The organism is Yoonia vestfoldensis SKA53, assembly GCF_000152785.1.
GTDB lineage: Bacteria > Pseudomonadota > Alphaproteobacteria > Rhodobacterales > Rhodobacteraceae > Yoonia > Yoonia vestfoldensis_A.
In genome coordinates this window covers 851,925-872,848 of the sequence record NZ_CH672414.1, presented here as the reverse complement: position 1 = coordinate 872,848, position 20,924 = coordinate 851,925, and the positions used below count along the sequence as shown (strand labels likewise).

At 52.9% G+C, this 20,924-nt stretch carries 12 protein-coding genes and 1 pseudogene; 11 read left to right on the top strand and 2 right to left on the bottom strand.

Features of this window, described 5'->3' with window-relative positions:
* Positions 1–68: 68 nt before the first annotated feature.
* A pseudogene (locus SKA53_RS15820) lies at positions 69–368 on the bottom strand (transposase); the annotation flags it as partial.
* A 571-nt stretch (positions 369–939) separates the two neighbouring features.
* Between SKA53_RS15820 and SKA53_RS04225 the strand changes: the two are divergent.
* The 5 genes from SKA53_RS04225 to SKA53_RS04205 all read left to right on the top strand — a co-directional run bounded on the left by SKA53_RS04225 (position 940) and on the right by SKA53_RS04205 (position 4,937).
* Entirely contained in the window at positions 940–1,659 is a 720-nt protein-coding gene (locus SKA53_RS04225) for a recombinase family protein (RefSeq protein ID WP_050752663.1), read from the top strand.
* A gap of 311 nt (positions 1,660–1,970) precedes the next feature.
* Complete coding sequence (locus SKA53_RS04220; protein WP_007204819.1) at positions 1,971–2,483, top strand: hypothetical protein; 513 nt, start codon at positions 1,971–1,973, stop codon at positions 2,481–2,483.
* 182 nt (positions 2,484–2,665) lie between these two features.
* Positions 2,666–3,199 (top strand): hypothetical protein, encoded by a 534-nt coding sequence (locus SKA53_RS04215; protein WP_131494571.1) that lies wholly within the window; start codon positions 2,666–2,668, stop codon positions 3,197–3,199.
* A gap of 424 nt (positions 3,200–3,623) precedes the next feature.
* Positions 3,624–4,265, top strand: coding sequence for a hypothetical protein (locus SKA53_RS04210; protein WP_007204817.1), 642 nt, complete (start codon positions 3,624–3,626; stop codon positions 4,263–4,265).
* Between the two features lie 426 nt (positions 4,266–4,691).
* Positions 4,692–4,937, top strand: a complete 246-nt coding sequence (locus SKA53_RS04205; RefSeq protein WP_040482787.1) for a hypothetical protein — start codon at positions 4,692–4,694, stop codon at positions 4,935–4,937.
* A 9-nt stretch (positions 4,938–4,946) separates the two neighbouring features.
* On the opposite strand, the gene SKA53_RS04200 is transcribed toward SKA53_RS04205, so the two are convergent.
* Complete coding sequence (locus tag SKA53_RS04200) at positions 4,947–6,131, bottom strand: hypothetical protein (RefSeq protein ID WP_007204815.1); 1,185 nt, start codon at positions 6,129–6,131, stop codon at positions 4,947–4,949.
* A 123-nt stretch (positions 6,132–6,254) separates the two neighbouring features.
* On the opposite strand from SKA53_RS04200, the gene SKA53_RS04195 reads away from it, so the two are divergent.
* From SKA53_RS04195 to SKA53_RS04170, 6 genes are read left to right on the top strand one after another with little or no spacing between them, the layout of a single operon-like run.
* On the top strand, positions 6,255–7,133 hold the full coding sequence (locus SKA53_RS04195) for a WYL domain-containing protein (RefSeq protein ID WP_007204814.1): 879 nt from the start codon (positions 6,255–6,257) through the stop codon (positions 7,131–7,133).
* Positions 7,133–12,406, top strand: coding sequence for a DEAD/DEAH box helicase (locus tag SKA53_RS04190; protein WP_007204813.1), 5,274 nt, complete (start codon positions 7,133–7,135; stop codon positions 12,404–12,406). Before SKA53_RS04195 ends, SKA53_RS04190 begins: the two co-directional genes overlap by 1 nt.
* Positions 12,407–12,409: 3 nt before the next feature.
* A complete protein-coding gene (locus SKA53_RS04185; RefSeq protein ID WP_050752658.1) occupies positions 12,410–15,208 on the top strand; it encodes a DEAD/DEAH box helicase in 2,799 nt (932 codons plus the stop codon).
* A gap of 10 nt (positions 15,209–15,218) precedes the next feature.
* Positions 15,219–19,574 carry an Eco57I restriction-modification methylase domain-containing protein gene (locus SKA53_RS04180; protein WP_081440115.1) on the top strand — a complete coding sequence of 1,452 codons (4,356 nt, stop codon included), beginning with the start codon at positions 15,219–15,221 and terminating at the stop codon, positions 19,572–19,574.
* Positions 19,574–20,326, top strand: a complete 753-nt coding sequence (locus tag SKA53_RS04175) for an HNH endonuclease (RefSeq protein ID WP_007204810.1) — start codon at positions 19,574–19,576, stop codon at positions 20,324–20,326. The genes SKA53_RS04180 and SKA53_RS04175 overlap by 1 nt, the downstream gene beginning before the upstream one ends.
* 4 nt (positions 20,327–20,330) lie before the next feature.
* Positions 20,331–20,894 (top strand): hypothetical protein, encoded by a 564-nt coding sequence (locus tag SKA53_RS04170; RefSeq protein ID WP_007204809.1) that lies wholly within the window; start codon positions 20,331–20,333, stop codon positions 20,892–20,894.
* The last annotated feature ends 30 nt before the right edge of the window (positions 20,895–20,924 follow it).

Genomic DNA, 20,924 nt, shown 5'->3' with positions numbered 1-20,924 from the left:
TCACACCTCCTTCAATCCAATCCTTCGTGCCTGCCAGAAACGCGATCATGGCCGCAACATCAGGCCATTCAGCAGACGCGAAGCAGCCGCCATGTCAAAGCCGGATGGCATCGTAACGCCACACCGAGTGCCAAGGTCGGTCGTCCACACTGGCGCTGGCGACGTTGGAACATCATCACGGCTAGAGCCGTCTTCGAGCTGAAAACACGCAAAAATTGCGCGCCAGCCCCAAGCAGCCCAATCTTGTGCTTATATCGCCAATCGTAAAGTCGTGATCGAGAAATGTCATGGCGCCGTGCGACCTCCGCGAATGTCTGACAATCGCAATGGCTTTCCTCAATGATCTGGACCTTCTCATCATCCGTCCAATGACGACGGCCGGTATCAGAGACTTAGAAACTTGAATACGGCGGGTGTCTTCGTGTGCGTCCATAAGGAGACACGATAAACAATTAGCCTGCTGAATAGCCAGACGGCCCTCGGCGGATGCTTGCAAACAAACAAGCCAGAGCCTCCAATGCTCAAAAAACGACTATGTCCCAATTTATATGACGACGGACAGGGTGTGCCTGAGGCGACCCTCATTTTGCCAGAAATATCTGTTGGGTCTATAATATGTGAATGTTCCTGATCGACCCCCCGTGGGGTGCCATCAGTTTTGTATAATCATCATTGCCCACCGAGGGGGCACCTGTGCCTGCCCACCCATACTATCTGCCACGGTGAGTTCCATTTCAGGCTACTGCCTACCTACCCGCCCTAGGAACACTCAGGGCCAGATGGTCGGGGAAGGATCACGGCCCTCATGTACGATAGGGTATGCCGTAGCGAACAAGCTGGGGGTGCTGCTTTAAGTGTTCGTAAGGGTTGACCCCAGCCATACGAACACCTATCTCATCAAACAGTACGCTTACGTACACATCACCGATGGGATCAGACATGACCAGCAAGGCGACCAGCAGTGCGAGCAGTCCTGCGACCAGTAATCACCAAACGAAGACCATTCTCTACGCAAGGGTCAGCACGACAGAGCAGACTATCGGTCATCAAGAAGCTCAGGCCCGAGCAGCGGGTTTCAACATCGATCTGGTCGTATCAGATGCAGGGGTATCAGGCGTGGCCGTACCGTTGGCAGAGAGGCCACAGGGCAAGCGCCTGTTCGACCTACTGCGTCGTGGTGATACACTGTTGGTACGCTGGGTGGACCGCCTAGGCCGCAACTACCAAGATGTGACCGATACCATCCGAGAGTTCATGAGACGGGGCGTGATCATTAAGACGGTGATCAACGGCCTAACCTTTGATGGGGCCACCACAGACGCGATGTCAGAGGCTGTCAGGGACGCCCTTATCGGCTTCATGGCAGCTATGGCTCAGGCTCAGGCTGAGGCCACGAGGGAGGCGCAGCGGGCAGGCATTGAACATGCTAAGGCTGATCAAGCCAAGTACCGAGGGCGCAAGCCTAGCTTCACCAGAGATCAACTCGAAGCCACCGAGTGCCTCTTAGCGAGGGAAATGGGGGCAAGTGCCATCGCAAGGGAGATAGGCCTGTCACGGGCAACAGTAATCAGGATCAAGAGTGATCTTCCAGCAGCCTATGCTACGTTGGAGCGGTGGTCCGCCGGTCAGGGGCGTATGGCCACTCAGGTGGGTTCGTGACCCCCATGGCAATCTTTATACTTACGCTGGGTGCTATCTGGGTCGGCATCTGGTTCATCCTCACAGTGTACGATGCCCTGTTTGATCGATAGGGGCCGTAGCGCCGTACAGTAATCCTAAGTCACTTTGAGTCACCTTAAGCCAATCAGGCCACTTGCTGGCCAACGCTGTAGGGTGCGCTGTGTGCGCCGCACAGTGACGCTGAGGGGCAATCCATTAGGGACCCCACATGTAAGAACCAAAGTGGTCCAGCAGGGCGTCCGGAAAGGCGACCAGCTACCAGCGCAGTGCCCATCAGAAAGGCTAAACACATGAACCTCAAAGACATGCCACTCGAACAGCTCGGGGCCAACGCTTACGGCCACTATAAGGCAGGACAGAAAGCAGAAGGTAAAGCCGCTGAACAGTACACGTCTTCGGGTCTGTACCTCAAGGAAGCGAAAGAACAGCTTAACACCCTGCAAAACCCAAGAGCGCCAATGAACTTCGCTGAGTTCCTCTTGAACCACTGCCCTATCGGGAAGTCACGAGCCTACGATATCATCGCTATAGCTGACGGGCGGAAGTCCCCGGTCGAAGAAGCTGAACGGCATCGTTCATATCGAGAGGAACGAGAGGAGCCGCGAAATTCCGCTCGAGCGGAAACTCAGTCGGAAACCGCCTCGCCCCAACCCCAGCCAAAGCCCCGAGCACCCTGCGTCGTCAAGGAAGCCGAAGATATCAACGCGAAGTATCTTGGGGTACACCTGAGGGTCATCCGGCTACATCTCAACAGTGCCACGGAAGATCAACTCAAACAAATCAGGAACATCCTCAACGTGTAACTGAGCAGCACCCGCTGCCGACAACTTGGCGGAACGCATGAACACGACCGATCAGGCAACCATGTACGGAGCAGCGTATCGTCGCCAAGGCCCGCAAGGGTCTGTCGCTGGTACACTCTGGGGAAACCCAAACGATGGAGGGTTGGCTCATGTACGGGGCAGCACTCAACGAAGGCCGTGAGATGTTCACCGGTGACCGTGAGTTTGGAGAATGGCTTGCGCACAACCAACTTGGTTTTGCGGATCAGTCCAATGAACGAGCAGCAGCCATGTGGGCCTCAGGTAACCTCTCAGAATACCGAGAGACACGCCAAGCCCACCCCCGTGTCCGCACTGTTCGCGGCCTACATGCCAAGTTCAAGGACAACGACAAGGCACCCAAGCCTGTCCTCGAGCCTACTGAGGATGACCTCAAGACCATCGGTAAGCTCCAGACCCTAGCTGAACGCGGGTCCACCGAAGGTGAACGCGAGAGCGCCAAGGCCAAGCTCGAGGCGTACTCGAGTGCCTTCGGTGACCAGAAGGAAGAGGTCATCGAACGTGCCGCTGAGGCCGCTGAGAGAGAGCGGGAAGAAGCCCCAAACGACACGCAGGTTCAGCAGATCAGGACCGCGCTGATGCGGAAGGGGTCTGACTTCCTCGCTGAGTGGCTCCTCAAGGCAATGGTCAAGGACCACGATCTCTTCAAATCCGTAATGGTAGGCCTGTACAAATGAGTATTCGTCAGGTGTCTTGAGTTAATGACCACCACAACCAACCCAATACAAACACTTGAGCGGCTACACTGAGACCATCCTCAGGACCATCGCCTGAGGCCAACTCAGTGATGAAGACCAACTCTGATCTTAGTATGTGCAGGTAGGTGGTCCCAACCAATAACAACACTCAAGCATCTACATTTGGACCGCCTCAGGCGATCACCTGAGGTACACCCAATATCACAATGACCAACAACTCAGCTGATTTTGTTGGGTTGGTCGTAATCGGTCTCACCTCAAGGACACCTCTGTGCCCAGCCCGAGGCGGTGACCTCGGGTCCGCTCAGAGTACCACGCAAGCACCACACTCCCAGTCATACATTACATGTGCGTACGCGGTTTAGCAGCCACCCACCCAAAGCATCCTCAAGGAAAACACCCCATGATCGATTTTATCGAACCCACAGCCATGCCCAATGACAATGACCAGCACAACGACCAGCGAAGCGGCAGCTCCCCTGCAAACTGCCAAGCCTGTGAAGTTGAGTTCACACCCAAGCGGTCGAACCAACTCTACTGCTCAAGGTGCTGCCAGATGAACGCCTCAAGGGGTAATCGCAGCGCCGCGAACCGCAAGCGCACTCAAAAGCACTATGAACGTGCATCACGTCTCAAGCAGATGATCTACTCAGCGCCACCCAATGAACGCCTCGGGGTTATGAAAGAAATCTTGGATGCAATCCCCCACGATGCTGGTCTCAGAAACATCCTGACCGACCCTGAGCTGCTCCGTGAGCCACCCCGTCCAGACAACCGGATGAACTTAGCCAAGGCTGCACACGCCTACGTCCGTAAGTTCTTCGGTCTATCGATTCAGCCTTACATCAAGGCGGTCATGGCGGATGGGGAGCCAGAGGGCATCCCCTTGCATCCTCGAAAGGCCAAGTCAGCCAAGCCGCCCGCCAGTGGAGCATCCAACGCATGGCCCACACCAGTGGCAACAAACAGCATCCCAGCGCCACGACCCGGGTGGTTCACCCTGGGGTACACGCCGAGTGTTCTCTGGACGCCCATGCGTGGCTAAACGCAGTGGTTCGCCCGACCTAAGTAATCGAGTTGACCTAGCTGCATAACCGCTACCGCCCATGCCCCCTCGATCAGGCCCTACCAGCAGCGCAAGAGGCTCAGCCAACTGCGTTCAGCCCTTAATAGCTGGTGGGGGCAGAAACGGCACTTTGATCCACCCTATAAAGCCCTTTTTAATCGTGGCGTTAATTAGGGACCCCATATGAATAGAGCAACTACCAGACTTAAAAATATCCGCTATCAGGATGTTACGCGGCAGTGGACACCCCGCAGAATCTTGGAGTGATAGACTTGCTCACAGCGACGCCGTCCTTCACACTATCAAAGCACGACCGATATCTCGTTCACAAGCATCTGTCTGTTTAGGCCTTTTGTGGTCTGCCCCTTACTTGTGGCGGCACCCGCTGTCAGAGACAAGTTGAAGATGAATACGATCCTTGCGTCATCTGCTCTTGATGATTCTTTGAAGTCTCTCGACCACTTGGTTGCGAAAAGTTCTGATGAACCCTCAGCTTCCAAGGTGACCGTTTCGCTGGCGGGGCTTCGTCATATTGTGTTGTCAGGCTTATTGATGAAAGACCACGCGAACGAAGACCAGATCGGGAAGATGGTCATTGCTGGGATGGTGAGAGGGAGGGACATGTTTAAGAATACGAAGACAGCTATCTGATCGGCTTGATTAATACTCGACTATTTCCCGATCACAAAGTAGCTGATGTTGCCGGTTCAAACCCGAAACAAAACGACTGATCGATACGTCCTTGCACTGCATACTGATTGGTTCAGAAACGCCTGATATCTGTGCTTCACAGTTCAACACCCCCCACCGCTCCCAGTAAGTGCAGGCAACGGTATCCGTTGTTCCATCATTATTGATGTCGAACGCCAAAGTGTCCCGTTTTCCCTCAGCCTGTATGACATCAACCAGGTTTAGTCGTGCCACAGATGCTGCTCTTGAAGTCTCGATCCGCTCGGTAACCAATCTCAATGCGCCATCAACAACGACATAATCATCCTGGCTTCGCTGTGTCTGATCGTTGCCATACCCATAGGGTGAATGCTTGACCCTTATGACCGTCCGACCGCCCTCCAACAGGATGTCATAACCATCCCAGCCACCATCTATTGGTTCAGGATCCAGAAAGCTGAAAAACCCGTCTCCACGATAAGAAACAACCGACAGTGATGGCGGGCAACAATTACCGCCATGGGTCAGAAGCACGATCTGTTCCATACCTTCATGTCCGTCCAACTGAAGTCTTTCCGCAAGCTGCAACGGATAGAGAACATCCCAGGCAGGGTGAACGATTTCATGCTCAACACCGTCCACATAAGCCAACAGAACACGGCTTGGCTCACGCTCTGGGTAATACCCGATGTCGTAAAGGGGTTCGTGTTCCAAAACATTCCTGCAGAGCATGGCGTGCGTATTTGACCAGCAGTCAGCTGTTCCCTGCTTTGAATAGGTGACTTCACCTATGGATACGTGGGCATGCCTTGCGCCATATTCAGCGTTCCATGAGGCATCAAAACTGCCATCGTCATTTTTCTGGATATGAACCCAATAGCCGGACTGCGGGGACTCATCGAGCTGACCAAACCGGATAACGCCTTCATCTTCGTCATTCATTGCACAAGAGCCGGTGTCGTAGATGACGCCATCGATTTTTAGAAAGCATCTGCTTGCTCGATCAGATTGCATGTCCTTTGGCATTTGAGCTCGAACCGGGACCGACCAGAACACCGAGACTAGGAGAACCAAGATCAAGAAGAAACCAAGCTGAAGCGGCGCCGTCAGAGGATGTATGGTGATGGGCAAGTCTTGCGTAGTTCCAGCAACCAATCTTTTCACTTGCTGTCCCATACCCCTACCCGCCCCCTGCTAGATCGTTGTTCTGACCACCCTTACACAGAAAACATCGACAAAACAGCTTATGTTACGTTCTAATAAATAGACGTGCGATATTTTCCCGTCTAGGGTGCAGCGATGGTAGGGACACGAGCAGCTTCAAGACGCAAGACCAATTGGACCGTTGAACAGCGGTATCAGTTCATCGAGTTCCGTCTCTACTGGTCGGGTCACATCAACCGAAGCGACCTTATGGAAGTCTTCGGGATATCAAAGCAGCAGGCGTCCAACGACCTCGCAAGCTACATCGAAGGCCGCAAAAGTAACCTTTCCTACGACAAGAGCCTGCGCACCTATGTTCGGGGCAAGAACTTCCGCCCCCGCTTCATGCAGCCTGATGCATCCGAGTTCTTCGCTCAGCTGCAAGCTGTAGACCAAGGGCTTCTGGAGGCAAGTCGGAGCTGGATCCTGCCCCTTCCTGGCTATGGCGCACCCCCCACCCCAGTCAGGGGTGTGAAGCCTGATGTGCTGCGGGATGTGGTCTTAGCCATACGTGAACATCACGGTATCCATGTGCTCTACCAGTCATTCAGTAGGCCAGACCCGGCTTTGCGCTGGATAGAGCCGCATAGTCTCGCTTTTGACGGCTTCCGCTGGCATGCACGGGCATTCTGTTTGAACGATAATGTGTTCAAAGACTTCTTGCTGAGCCGGATTCTTGAAGTGACAGGCACGCAGGAACCAGTTTCCAGCCCCACTGATGACAGTGACTGGAACACGGAAGTGACCCTTAAAATTGGGCCGCATCCAGAGCTTTCAGCGACCCAGAAATATGTCATCGCACTGGATTATGGGATGAATGATGGCATGAGTGAAATCACACTGCGTAGAGCGATGCTGTTTTATGCACTCAAACGCCTGGGGCTGGATACAGACCCAGCTGCACGCAGACCACAAGATCAGCAGATTGTGCTTTTGAACCGCGATGAGGTTTTGGGCACGAAGGAGCGTATTTAATGGACGTATTCAATCTCGATCATTTTGTTATCGAACAATACAAGGCGTTTTCTCGCTCCTTCACCAAAATCCGCTCACCTGAGATCGCATCCAAAGTCGATGCACTTTATGATGACAAGCGGTTCTGGCCAGAGCCACTTCTACAGATTAACCCACACTACGCTTCCGGCGGGTCCATCAGGGATTTCGTTAAGGGCGGTATCCTTGAACCGGAATGTCTGGATATCTTTACTGACAAATGGGGGCCTGCCAATCAAGAAGACCCAACCCTGAAGCTCAGAAAGCATCAGGAACAGGCGATCAGCTTTGCTAAAGACCGCCAGAGCTATGTGGTCACAACAGGCACTGGCTCCGGTAAATCATTATGCTTTTTTATTCCGATCATAGATGCGGCCATTCGTGCAAAAAAAGCCGGAGGCGGAGCCAAAACACGGGCTATCATCGTCTATCCGATGAACGCACTGGCCAACAGTCAGGCCAAGGAACTTGAGGGTTATCTGGGTTCCGCCACGGGCGGCTTGGTCACCTATGCCCGCTATACTGGTCAAGAGAGCGCTGAGGACAGGGAACTCATCAAGGCTAATCCGCCAGATATTCTGCTGACCAACTTCATGATGCTTGAACTGCTGATGACACGCCAGAGCGATCTGGATCGCAAGGTTTTGCAGAATTGCGAAGGGCTTCAGTTTATCGTTCTTGACGAGTTGCACACCTACCGTGGCCGTCAGGGTGCAGATGTCGCTATGCTGATGCGCCGCCTGCGTTCTCGTATCGGGGATCCACAAAATCCACCTTTGTGTATTGGCACCTCTGCGACAATGGCATCCGAAGGCGCACAGCATGAGAAAAACGAAGCTGTTGCCCGTATTGCAGGTCAAATCTTTGGTGCAGATATCGGGCCGGATGCTGTCGTTACCGAAACTCTGAAAAGGGTTACCAACCCGATTAAAATCGGTAGCTCTGGTCTACCAGGGCTTAAAGAAGCCGTTCAGCAGGCTGCTCAAGGTGAGGTCGCCATCGGCCTCAAGAACAGCGACTTCTTCGATGACCCGCTCGCAATCTGGGTTGAGACCAAGATCGGCCTCAAGAATGTAGAAACCAAGCCAGAGCGGGCAAAACCGATCTCTTTGGAAGATGCGGCCAACTCCCTTTCGCAGGATTCTGGTCTCCCAGCGGAGCTTTGTGCCAGCGCTTTGCGTGAAACGCTCATTGGCTACAGCATTCCTGAAAAAGACCGTGTTGCAGGCAGTCAGGAACATTCGCCGCTTTTTGCGTTCAAGCTACACCAGTTCGTTGCGGGTGCTGGACGCCTTTATATGACCCTGCGTCCTGAGGGACATCGTGACGTGACCTTCAGCGGTCAGATCTTTAACCCCATCAATGATGAAGAGCGCCTCTATCCAACCCACTTCTGCCGAAGCTGTGGTCAGGAGTTCCATCCGGTCACACTGCGCAACTATGACGGCATGGAAGTCTTCGAAAAGCGGGAAATCGATGACATCCCTGTAGACGGCGACGAGGATGATGAGGGAGCTGACTGGGGCTTTTTGATGCCGCAGCCGAATGATGACGAGTTCACATTTTCCGGAAAAGATGAAGATTATCCGGATGCATGGCTGGACGAAAAGCCCAACGGCGAAAAGCGTCTGAAGCCCACTTACCGGAAAAAACGGGCGCAACAATACTCAGTTCGTCCTGATGGCACAGCACATTCCGGAATGAGACAAGCTTGGTTCCTTCCAGGGAAATATCGTTTTTGCCCATCATGTCGTGATGTGAATATCTCCTCTGCACGGGATATGAACAAACTGGCATCTTTGAGTGCTGAAAGCAGAAGTTCAGCCACCACAATTCTGCTGTCTACTGTCCTGCGCTGGATGAATAGTCCGGATTCCACAATCCAAAAGCATTCACGCAAGCTTCTGGCCTTCACCGACAACCGCCAGGATGCAGCGTTGCAGGCGGGTCATTTCAACGACTTTGTGTTTGTCACAATGTTGCGTGGGGCGATCATCAATGCCCTGAGGCAGGCTCCTGGGGGAGTGCTTGAAGAAGCCAATATTGGCCAGGAAGTTCAAAGGTCACTACAGTTTCTTGCAGCTTCGGAGTTCAGTAACCGTGCAGATGAATGGCTCGTCAACACAGGCGTAAAAGGCGAGCGCCGCAATGATGCTGAAGCCATCTTACGTCAAAACCTCCAACATCTTTTCTGGGTCGATCAGCGCAGAGGCTGGCGCTACACGAACCCAAATCTGGAACAGTTGGGATTGCTTGTTGCCCGATACAAATACCTTGATGACATCGCCTCGGATGAGGGCGAGTTCGTAGCCTCTCCGATTTTGAGCAATGCATCTCCGGAAGAGCGCAAGCGGGCGCTAAAGGCCGTTTACGACCACATGCGTAAAGGTCTTGCTGTTGATAGTGGCGCACTGAACCGTCTCAAACTCGAAGAGCTATCAGGCAAGAACCACAACCTCATCAAGTCGCCTTGGAATATCGAGGAAGACCGCATTGTAACCTCAACAATCTTCATGACTGACCCGCCTAAGCGCAAGGAAATGAAGAACAAGGATGAGGACAAGCTTCTTCGTGGGAGCCCGACCAGCACCATTGGGCGCAAAATCCGTGACATGACCTTTGCGGGCCGCAGGATTGAGCTCAAAGAGGTCCCCGAAGTGATGGAAGGGCTTCTAAAGGCTTCGGAAAACTATGGCTCCGTGGTCAAGGAAGCTGGACCCTTTGGCGGTATGGGATGGCGTCTTGCTGGATCCACTGTTCAATTCGCACTTGATGAAGCCCATGAGAACGCCGAGCTGCAAAATGAATACTTCGTCGGCGTCTATCTCAAGATTGCAGAAATGCTGGAAGCGGGAGGTGAGACCCTGTTCGGCTTTGAAGGCCGGGAGCATACAGCCCAAGTTGAAGGCGATTTGCGTGAACTCAGAGAAATGCGTTTCCGCTATGGCAGCGATGACCGCAAATCCTTGATCGAAGCAGAAGAAAAGCTCAAAAACTTTAAAGAAGACAGCCGCTTCCTGCCGACACTGTTCTGTTCACCGACTATGGAGCTTGGCGTCGATATCTCTGCCATGAACGTGGTCTATCTGAGAAATGCCCCGCCCACGGCAGCAAACTATGCGCAACGCAGTGGCCGTGCCGGTCGAAGCGGGCAAGCTGCTCTCATTTTGACCTACTGTGCCGCACAAAGCCCGCATGACCAGTATTTCTTCGAGCGCAAAACGGATCTTGTGGATGGTGTCGTGGTTCCACCCTCCATCGATCTCAAAAACCGTGATCTGGTCGAAAGCCACCTGAATGCCGAATGGCTGGCATCACTGGGTATGGAGCTGAAAACTGACAGCATCGAGCTGGACAAGAACATCAAGTCCAACCTCGACCTGACAGATCCTGCCAAGGCTCTCTTGCCGGAAATCAGGGATGTCGCCTCAGCCAAACGCACAGCGGAACGGGCAAGCCCCCTCATCGATGGCGTCCTGAAAGCACTCGAAAAAGACTATGCGGGAGATTATCCTCGCTGGTTTAAAACCCGCCAGCAGGTCACCCAAAACATCGTTGCGCAGGCACCTGCCCGCTTCAACGAGACCTTCAATCGCTGGCGTGATCTTCTCAAGGCAGCAGAACGCTCCATTGAGCTGGCCGATCAGGCACTCAAAGACTACACGATCTCGCCCCCTGAACGGAAAGCTGCAGAAGAGCGCCGCCGTATGGGTGAGTTCCAGCGATCAATTTTGCTCTCGAACCAATCCAACAAGGATAATGATTTCTACTTGTATCGCTATCTGGCGACAGAAGGCTTCCTGCCTGGTTACAACTTCCCCCGCTTGCCCCTGATGGCTTATGTGCAGGGCGGCAATGATGGGCGCAATCAGCGCTACATCCAGCGGGCCCGTTTTCTGGCAATCTCCGAGTTCGGGCCACAAAGCCTTGTCTATCACGAAGGCCGTGCGTTCAGAGTGGACCGTGCGCTACTCAAGGAAGCCGGTGATCGTGATGATGGTTATCTTTCCACCAAAGCTCGTGCGCTTTGCCCATCCTGTGGGGCCAGCCATGATGGAGAGCATCCGGAAAGATGCCATGTCTGCAACACGGCCCTGAGTAAGTCAGTCCCACTGACCAATCTTTACAAGATTGAAAACGTAGGAACCCGTCCTGCAGAGCGCATCACGTCAAATGATGAGGAGCGTAAACGGCAAGGTTTCGAGATCCAGACAACATTTGCATTTGATGCGTCCAGCTATACCGCATCCATGGCTGTCACCGATGATGATGGTGATATCATCACCGTGGATTACGCCCAAGCAGCCTATATCAGCCGCATCAACAAGGGGCTGCGCAGACGCAAGGACAAGTCCCAGATCGGTTTCTTTATCAACCCCAAGACAGGGGTCTGGGTCGGTCAGCCGAAAGATGACGGAAGCGATGAAGAGCGTCCGGACAAGCTGACCCAGTTGATTGTGCCCTTGGTCGAAGACCGCAAGAACGCCCTGCTCATCCGCTTTGATGAGGAATGGTTTGCCGAGCTTGGCAAGGAGTCAGACAAGACCCTGACAACGCTTCAACATGCACTGGCCAGAGGTATTGAGGCGGTATTCCAGCTTGAAGAGGGTGAAATCCTCGTGGAACCCACTCCATCACGTCAGGACCGCCGTGCGCTTCTATTTTATGAAGCTGCCGAAGGTGGTGCCGGTGCCTTGGGCCAGATGATCTCTGAAAAAGACAGCATTGCGCTGGTTGCACGCAAAGCACTCGAAATCATGCACTTTGAAGCCTCCAGTTTTGATGCGGCTAAGAAGGATGTCAGTGCTCTTGTCCAGAAGCCCCAGGTTGAATGTGTGGCAGGCTGCTACCGTTGCGTCCTGTCGTATTTCAATCAACCCGATCACGAACATATCGAGCGTCGTGATGAGGACATGCAAAAAATGCTGTTGCGTCTTGCCTTCAGCACCACCTCCCCACCCCAAGAGACAAGACGTGATCCTGCCCCAATGGATGGCGTCTCCGTGACATCGGCAATCATGGTGCCCGATGATTTCGTTCTGCCCCAAGGGGATAATGATCCACTGATTATTGCAGGCCAAAGCATCAAGCTGGTCTGGCGCAAAAAGCGGATTGTGGCGCTGGATGATGAACACATCACTGATGAACTGCAATCGGCGCTAACCGCAAAAGGTGTCACGCTGTTCAGTTTGCCGCCGGACCCCAATCAAAGAGCTGTCGTCATGGATCAGCTTAAAGCGGCTCTTAAGGAGTAAAACATGGGTATTTCAGAACAGTTTTCTCCTGGTGAGCTGGTGCGTGCAAGAGGCCGTGAATGGGTTGTCGTGGACGCATCCAACGCCCTGACATTGCGACCACTTTCTGGGTCTGAATCCGACCTGGAAACCATTATTCCGGAACTGGAAGCGGAACCCGTTTCTTATGCCAGTTTTGAGCCGCCAACCGCTTTTGAAAAGATCGGTGGACGGGATGCAGCACAGCTTTTGCGGGATGCACTGCGTCTGTCACTACGCAGAGGGGCTGGCCCTTTCCGTGCCGCTGGTCGCATTAATTTCGAGCCAAGGGCGTACCAGCTGGCACCCTTGATGATGGCCCTCAGACAAGATGTCATCCGTCTACTGATCGCTGATGACGTGGGTATCGGTAAGACCATCGAAGCTGGCCTCATCTTGCGGGAAATGCTGGATCGTGGCGAGATTGACCGCTTCACCGTCCTTTGCCCACCTCATCTTGTGGAACAGTGGACAGGAGAGCTTGAAAGCAAGTTCTCTATCCCTGCCACACCCGTGACCGCATCAGAAGCTGCCCGTCTTGAACGCAATCTTCCCAACACAGTATCCATTTTTGAAGCCTACCCCTTCACCGTTGTTTCGATGGATTTCATCAAAAGCGAACGGCGGTTTTTTGATTTCAAACGTGCTTGCCCAAACATGGTGGTGGTCGATGAAGCCCACTCTGCCGTCAGTGCCGGTCGTGGACGCCAGAGACGTTATGAGCTGGTGCGCTCGCTGGCAGATGATCCCGAACGCAACCTTCTGTTGCTGACCGCTACACCCCACTCAGGTGACGAGACAGCTTTCCACAATCTGCTTGGCCTGCTGGACAGGGATTTTGCAGCTCTGCAGGATGCATCAGGTGACAAACAACGCCAGCTTCGGGAACGGTTGGCGTCACATTTCATCCAGCGTCGTCGTCGTGACATCGATGCTTGGAAAGAACCTGGTCTCTTTCCACAACATGAAAGCTCTGAGCTGAAATACCGGCTGACGGGCGAATATGAAGAGTTCTATGGCAGAATCCTCGATTATTGCGCTGAAGTGATTGAATCCGTGGAAGGCGAGACAAGAAAGCGTCTCGCATTTTGGGGAACGCTTGCTTTGATGCGTTGTGTGGGGTCCAGCCCCGCTGCCGCTGCCCGTGCGCTGAAAACCAGAGCGCAACTGGATCCAACATCCGTCTCCGAGAGTGAACTGACCGCACAAACTCTGGATGATGAGGAACTCTCCGAAAACGATCTCGAACCAGGTATAGGTATCGAGGATGCCAGCCTGAAATCATTGATCGAGACTGCTGACAGATTGTCAGGAGAGGTCGAAAAAGACCCAAAGTTTAAAGCTCTCATTTCTGCCCTTAAGGATCTGCTGGCCAAGGGGCATGCGCCCGTCATCTTCTGTCGTTACATCGCCACTGCAGAACAGATCGGGGCTGCTCTTCAAAAGTTTGCCACCAAGCACACGGTTGAAGTCATCACAGGATCCATTCCCTCTGAAGAGCGTGAAATCCGTGTTGAGGAACTGGGTGGCCATGAAAACCGCATTCTGGTGGCTACAGACTGCCTGTCAGAAGGTATAAACCTTCAAGGCTGGTTTGATGCGGTCATCCATTACGACTTGTCTTGGAACCCGACCCGTCACCAACAGCGGGAAGGCCGTATTGACCGTTTTGGTCAAAAAGCCCCCGTGGTGCGCTCCATTTTGATGTATGGCGAAAATAACCCAGTTGATGGGGCTGTGCTCGAAGTCATCATCCGCAAAGCGGAAGCTATCGCCAAACAAACTGGTGTGCGTGTTCCCATGCCAGACGATCAGGGAAGCCTTACCAAGGCCCTTCTGTCTGCGGTCATGCTCAGAGCAAGGGGTCATGCCCAGATGACGCTGGACCTCGATTTCAGTACCTCTGAAGAAGCACGTCAGATTGAGATGGCTTGGGTGAATGCATCCGAGCAGGAGAAGAAAACCCGCACAATCTTTGCCCAAAACTCTCTCAAACCCGAAGAGGTTGCGGTTGAGTGGGAGGCCACGCAAACAGCACTTGGTGGCTATGAGGATACGGAACGTTTTGTTTTCCAGGCAATGAAGCGTCTTGGGCAACCTTTGGAGCAGCTAAAATCAGGGGCCTATAAAGCCTCCCTTCATCTGGTTCCTGACCACATAAAAGAACGCTTCATCTCTGAAAGCCTGATTGAAGATGCAGATATCAAGCCGCTCAAAGTTGGCTTTTCTGCAAGACCCCCCATAGGCACCATTTCCGTCCATCGTGCGCACGCTCTTCCATCGGTGCTGGCTGAGACCTTTCTTGAACAGGCACTGGATGAGTTTGCCGATGAAAACGCCTTGTCCACTTTGCCCCGCTTGGGTGCATGGGAAACAGACGCTGTTGAAGAGGTGACATGGCTTGCCTTGTTGCGTGTGCGCCACCGTATCGACTCCAGAGGGAAGCTGGGGCCCAAGTTTGCCATGGCAGAGGAATCCTCAGCGATTGCCTTCAGCGCCAGCTCCAAGCAGCCCCTTTTGTGGAACGTCGAAGCTTTTGCCCTGCTCGACCGAGATGGAGAAAATCTCGATGAGGCCAGCAGACGCTCCCAGATTGAGCGAGCAATAAACAGCCTCGATAGTCTTCAGCCTGCCTTGTCACAATTTGCCCGTGATCGTTCTGAAATACTGGCCCGTGATCACATCAGGGTCCGTCAGGCTTTGGGTTCAAAAGGACAGGTGAAGGTCACCGCTATCACACCCGTTGATATCATCGGGTTCTACGTGCTGATGCCGGGGCTGTGAGGGTAATATTATGGCAAGAATGACAAAAAGACGTAAGCAATCCCGCCGTTCCGCACGTCTGGATTTCGCCGCCATCGAGGTAGTGGGTGGTCTGCTCCCAAGTGAAGTGATTGCACAAATCGCAGCCGGTGATGCCAGCGAGCAATCGGATGAAAGCTATGGTGTCCCCAAAGGTCTCAAGCTCAGGGACGAGATTGCCCGATATTACCAAATCGCCCATGCCCATTGGGAAAGCTTCGAAGTCTCACGAGGATCCAACGCCAGTGCGCCTATTGGCTTCGTCCAGAGCCTGCTGAGTGAGTGTTTTGGCTTCAAGACGCTTTCCAAGTCCTCTGGTAAGGTCATTTCAGAGCGCCAGTTTCCGATTAACTTTTCCGCCGAAAACGGACGTATCCCGCTAATCATTGCACCTTCCTCACCTGCTGAGAGCCGCAAACCCGGGATCGATGAAGCACTCTCACAGTTCGGGGACGACACCCGCAAGCGATCTGCAACCCAACTTCTGCAGGAGTATCTGAACGCAGATGAGGATGCACTCTGGGGCATCACATGTGACGGAAGCATCCTGCGAATCTTGCGTGATAATGCCAGCCTGACACGTCCGGCTTGGATTGAGATCAACCTTGAGAAAATCTTCTCGGAGGGCCTGTTTCCGGATTTTTCTGCGCTTTGGCTTTTGTTGCATGCATCCCGTTTTGGCGGCGATGGCACCAGCCCATCCGACTGCCCGCTTGAGCGGTGGAAAGAACGCAGCCGTCTTGATGGTGCAGCAGCCAAGGACAATCTGCGACTTGGTGTGGAAGCCGCACTGATCGAGTTGGGCCGAGGATTTATCCAGCATCCTAACAACACCAATCTCAGGGAGAAGTTTCAGACCGGCGAGCTAAAGCGCCAAGCGTTTTATGAAGAACTGCTCCGCTTGGTCTACCGCCTCATCTTCCTCTTTGCGGCTGAAGACAGAGACCTTCTTCATGCACCCAACACACCCGATAATGCTCGCAAGGCATATATTGGGGGCTATTCCCTGCACCGCTTGCGTGAACGCTGTGTCCGCAACGGCTCATTGGACAAGAACATCGATGCCTGGGAGGGTATGAAATCCCTCTTCAATGCATTGGCAGACGGCCAGAGTGCCTTGGGACTTGTCGCCTTGGGGGGATTGTTCGAGCCTGAAAAGCTTTCGAACCTGACGGCCTGCAAGGTTGAGAATAAGCGCTTTTTGAAAGCGATCTGGCACATCGCATGGTTCCGCCCTGAAGGTCAGCCGATGACCAAGGTGAACTGGCGGGATATGCAGACCGAAGAACTTGGTTCGGTCTATGAAAGCCTGCTGGAACTCACACCAGAGCTGAACCTTGAGGCACGGGATTTCACTTTTGCAGAAGGGGATGCGACCAAAGGCAACGCCCGCAAAGTGTCCGGTTCCTACTATACGCCCGATTCATTGGTTAAACTTCTCCTCGATACCACGCTTGATCCGGTTCTGGATGCCGCTGAAAGCCGGAATCCAAACGATCCGGCCGCAGAGCTGCTCAAACTATCAATCATCGACCCTGCATGTGGTTCCGGCCACTTCCTGCTGGGTGCTGCTCGGCGTGCTGCTGCCCGTATTGCCCAACACCGCATGCCTGGGGCCATCAGCAAAGAAGTCTTCCAGCATGCCCTGAGAGAAGTGGTCAGTAGCTGTATCTTCGGGTCTGACCGCAACCCGATGGCGGTTGAGCTGTGTAAGGTGGCCTTGTGGATTGAAGCTCTCGAACCCGGCAAACCTCTCTCGTTCCTTGATGCCCGCATCAAATGTGGGGACAGCCTGATCGGGATCTTTGACTATGAAATGCTAAAGGCCGGCATCCCTGATGATGCCTACTCGGTCATGTCAGGTGACGACAAAGCCGTGGCAAAAGCCTTTGAGCGCCTGAATAAGGATGAACGAGACGGAAAGGCTGCGTCAGGTTTCATCCGCTCGCTTGCAGCACCTGCAGAGATTGTGGATGGCGCACGGCGAATTGCGGCCATGCCAGAAGAAACCCTACAAGAGGTCAAGAGCAAGGCACGGGCCTTTGCCCGCTATGAAGCCTCTGACCAGTGGCAACGCCTCAAGCTTGCATGTGATATGTATGTGGCAGCGTTCTTCACCCCGAAAGTGGGTGAGGCCCCAACAGCACGCACCTTGGTCGATATGCCAGTGCCAACAACGGGGGCCATGTGGGAAGCCGTCAGCGGGAAGATCCGCTCGGACATCTTGCAAGAGAATGCAACGACCATCTCCGAGGCCAATAGTGCCCTTCACTGGCCTCTGGCCTTCCCCGCTGTCATGGCACGGGGTGGGTTTGATGCTGTTTTGGGGAACCCGCCTTGGGAAGTCTCGCAGCTGAACGAAACTGAGTTTTTTGCCGCAAAAGACGCAGCAATTGCCGCACTTCCTGGGGACAAGCGCAAAAGAGCAATAACAAGGCTTGAAGCTGAAAACCCGGCGCTGTGGAATGAGTTCCAAATGTCCAAACGGGGTTTTGAAGCGAACAACACTTTCATCCGTGCCTCAAAACGATTTGAGAAAACGGCTGTTGGCAAACTGAACACGTATTCACTCTTTGCAGAGCATTTTTCAAAGCTGGCTAGGCGGGGAACCCCGCTGGAAAAGTCTCCACAAAGCTCGTTATTGCAAGCCATTGCGGATACAGGCGGCGTGCGTGAAGCACCCGCAGGCCGTGCAGGCATGATTGTGCCAACGGGTATAGCAACTGACAGCTCGAACAGCGGCTTCTTTGGGGACTTGGTGTCTACAAAACGCCTTCGAGCAATCATTGACTTCGAAAACAGAGAAAAACTTTTCCCTGCCGTCGATAGCCGAATGAAGTTCTCCATCCTTGCTATTGGCCCCTCCGATAAGGCTGATTTTGCATTCTTCCTTCAAAATACCACGATGTATGAGGAGAAAGAGCGCCGCTTCACGCTGTCCCCTGACCAAATCGCAGCCATCAACCCGAATACGAAAACGGCACCAGTGTTTCGTTCACGTGCTGATGCCGAACTAACAGCAAAGCTTTATTCCAAGGCTCCAGTTCTGATAGAAGAGCGTTCTGATAATCCTGAAGGCGACATAAACCCTTGGGGGATCAGTTTTCAGCAGGGTCTGTTTAACATGACCACTGCTTCTGATCAGTTCAAAAATGTCGAAGAGCTGGAGAAGATAGGCTTCTCACGCAAAGGCACAGACTGGGAGCACCCAGACAGTCGGCTTTATGTGCCTCTTTATGAAGCTAAGATGATCCATCATTACGATCATCGTTGGGCGACCTATGAAGGTGAAGACGAGGAACAAGGCGTTCGAGACGTAACCCTTGAGGAAAAGCAGGACCCCAATTTTGAGCCCACGCCACGCTACTGGGTGCCTGAAGATGAAGTCGATATGCGGGCATCTCGTGTGCCGACACGGCTGAAGACAGCCTTCAAAAAAGACGACGCTGAAGGTTGCCTCAAAATCCTCGCTGAATGGGTTCTTGGATCAACACCTGGCCTGTATCCGCTGAACCCTGTGTCGTCCCTACGAGATATCCAGGAGCATCTTTCAAATACTCTTGGCTCACAGGCCACCTCCTCAAATGTTATTGGTAGAAGCCTACAAAACTGGTTGAGCGCATCTGCTCCTCGTGGAATGGACATGCAGAGATATACGCCGCTCGACCACGATGATCTAGCATTCATCAAGGATTATGGCGGGCGCTGGTTGGAACTGGCCGGGGATTTGATTGATCGAAAAAAGCCACGTTGGCTGATGGGTTTTCGTGACATTTCAAACTCTACTAACGAGCGCACGATGATCTCAAGCATTCTACCGCTATCAGCCGTCGGGCATAAATTACCATTAATTTTTCTTCCAGAAGGTGTTCAGAGGACGAAAGTATTACTGGCAGGCTTCTCGTGTTTAACTTTTGATTTTATTACTCGGCAAAAACTGGGTGGTACATCCATGACGTATACATACGTCAAACAGTTTGCTTTCGTTCAACCTTATGACTTTGATGTTTTTGATTTTGATTTTATTGATCCTCGCATACTTGAACTCACCTATACCAGCCACTCCATGCGCCCGTGGGCTGAAGACCTTGGCTATACTGGCGCACCCTTTGCCTTTGACCCTGACAGGCGGGCACAATTACGTGCAGAGCTGGATGCATTCTTCGCCAAGAAATATGGCCTGACACGAGATGAGCTGCGCTATGTGCTTGACCCTCATGACATCAAAGGCGTCGATTATCCGTCAGAGACCTTCCGTGGCCTGAAGAACAAGGAAATCAACCAGTTTGGTGAATACCGCACCCAACGCCTTGTTCTGGAAGCATTCGATAAGCTGACAGGACACTGATGATGGATCTCAGCCTTCGTAACCGTCTGGAGAAGTCTGCCCTCGATCAGGGGTTCTCGATTTCGCTTGGTGAAAGCGATGGCTGGCTTGTGTTTCAGGCCCATGCGGTCCCGACAAGGCTGGTGTTGTCAGGAAGCGATGATGGTGTGTTCATGGTGGGTACATCTCACCCTGGCGTTGGCAGTGAACTGGCTGAAGAGCTTGAGATAGCACCCCAGAACCACGGCGGCTTTGATTGCTTCATAGCCCCTAGTTCTGGTGAACTGTTCAGGATTATCGGACGCATTTGGGCCTTGGCACGCTCTCTGCCCAATGAACCCTTGGCTGAGTTCGAGCGGTTGATGCGAGAAGCACCCTCAACCACCGAAGTTGAGCGGCTGCGCAAAGAGCGGATTGGGCAAAATGTGTTTCGCTCCGCTTTGATGACCTACTGGGAAAAATCTTGTGCAGTGACGGGCGTCCAGAACCCAACTCTTCTGCGTGCCAGCCACATCATTCCATGGGCCACCTGTGAGAGTGATGAGGAGCGCCTGAATGTCCATAACGGGCTGCTGCTGGTTGCTACACTGGATGCAGCCTTCGATGCGGGGCTCATCACCTTTGAGGATGACGGCAGAATTCTGATTTCTGGAAAGCTGAGCGAAGGTGACCAGATTTCATCCGGGATTAGTTCCCACATGCACCTAACCCGCATGAACGATGAAGTCAGAAAACGTCTGGCTTGGCATCGCATGCATTTGTTTGAGGGGTGAGTGAATGTCTGAACAAATCACACGAGAAGTTCATGAAATTGTCGGGCAATTCTTCCTTGATATGGGGCGCACTGAATATGCCATGGATGAATTCGTCTGGATGGCCTCACGTACCCATCCTGAAATCATGGAAAGTTTTCATTACAAGCATGGGGAAAAGAGGTCTAGCCGTCCTCCAATGAATGCGGCAGAGCGTCTGGATATCGCATGCCATTTCTTCAAAAATATCACCGAACTGTCGAAACTGCATGACGCATCAGGTAAAATTGATGTCGATGAATGGTTTGAAAACCTAAAACGCACCAAAGATTTTCGTAATGATCTCGTTCATGGCAATATCGACCTGACTTACACCAATGACGCAGGCACCTTTCTGAGAGTGCATAAGTATGAAACCCCAAGAAGTGGAGTTAAGGGTAAAATACGTCGCAAGGTGATAGCTCTGGACAGCATTCGGGATGCAATAGAGCATATTCGCTATGATCGTTCTGCGTTCCGCACTGCACTCAGTGAAATAGAGTCTATCGAGAAGTCATTAATCAGCAGCCAAGTGAATACTTATGAATAATATTAGACCGATGGTTCAAAATATATATGC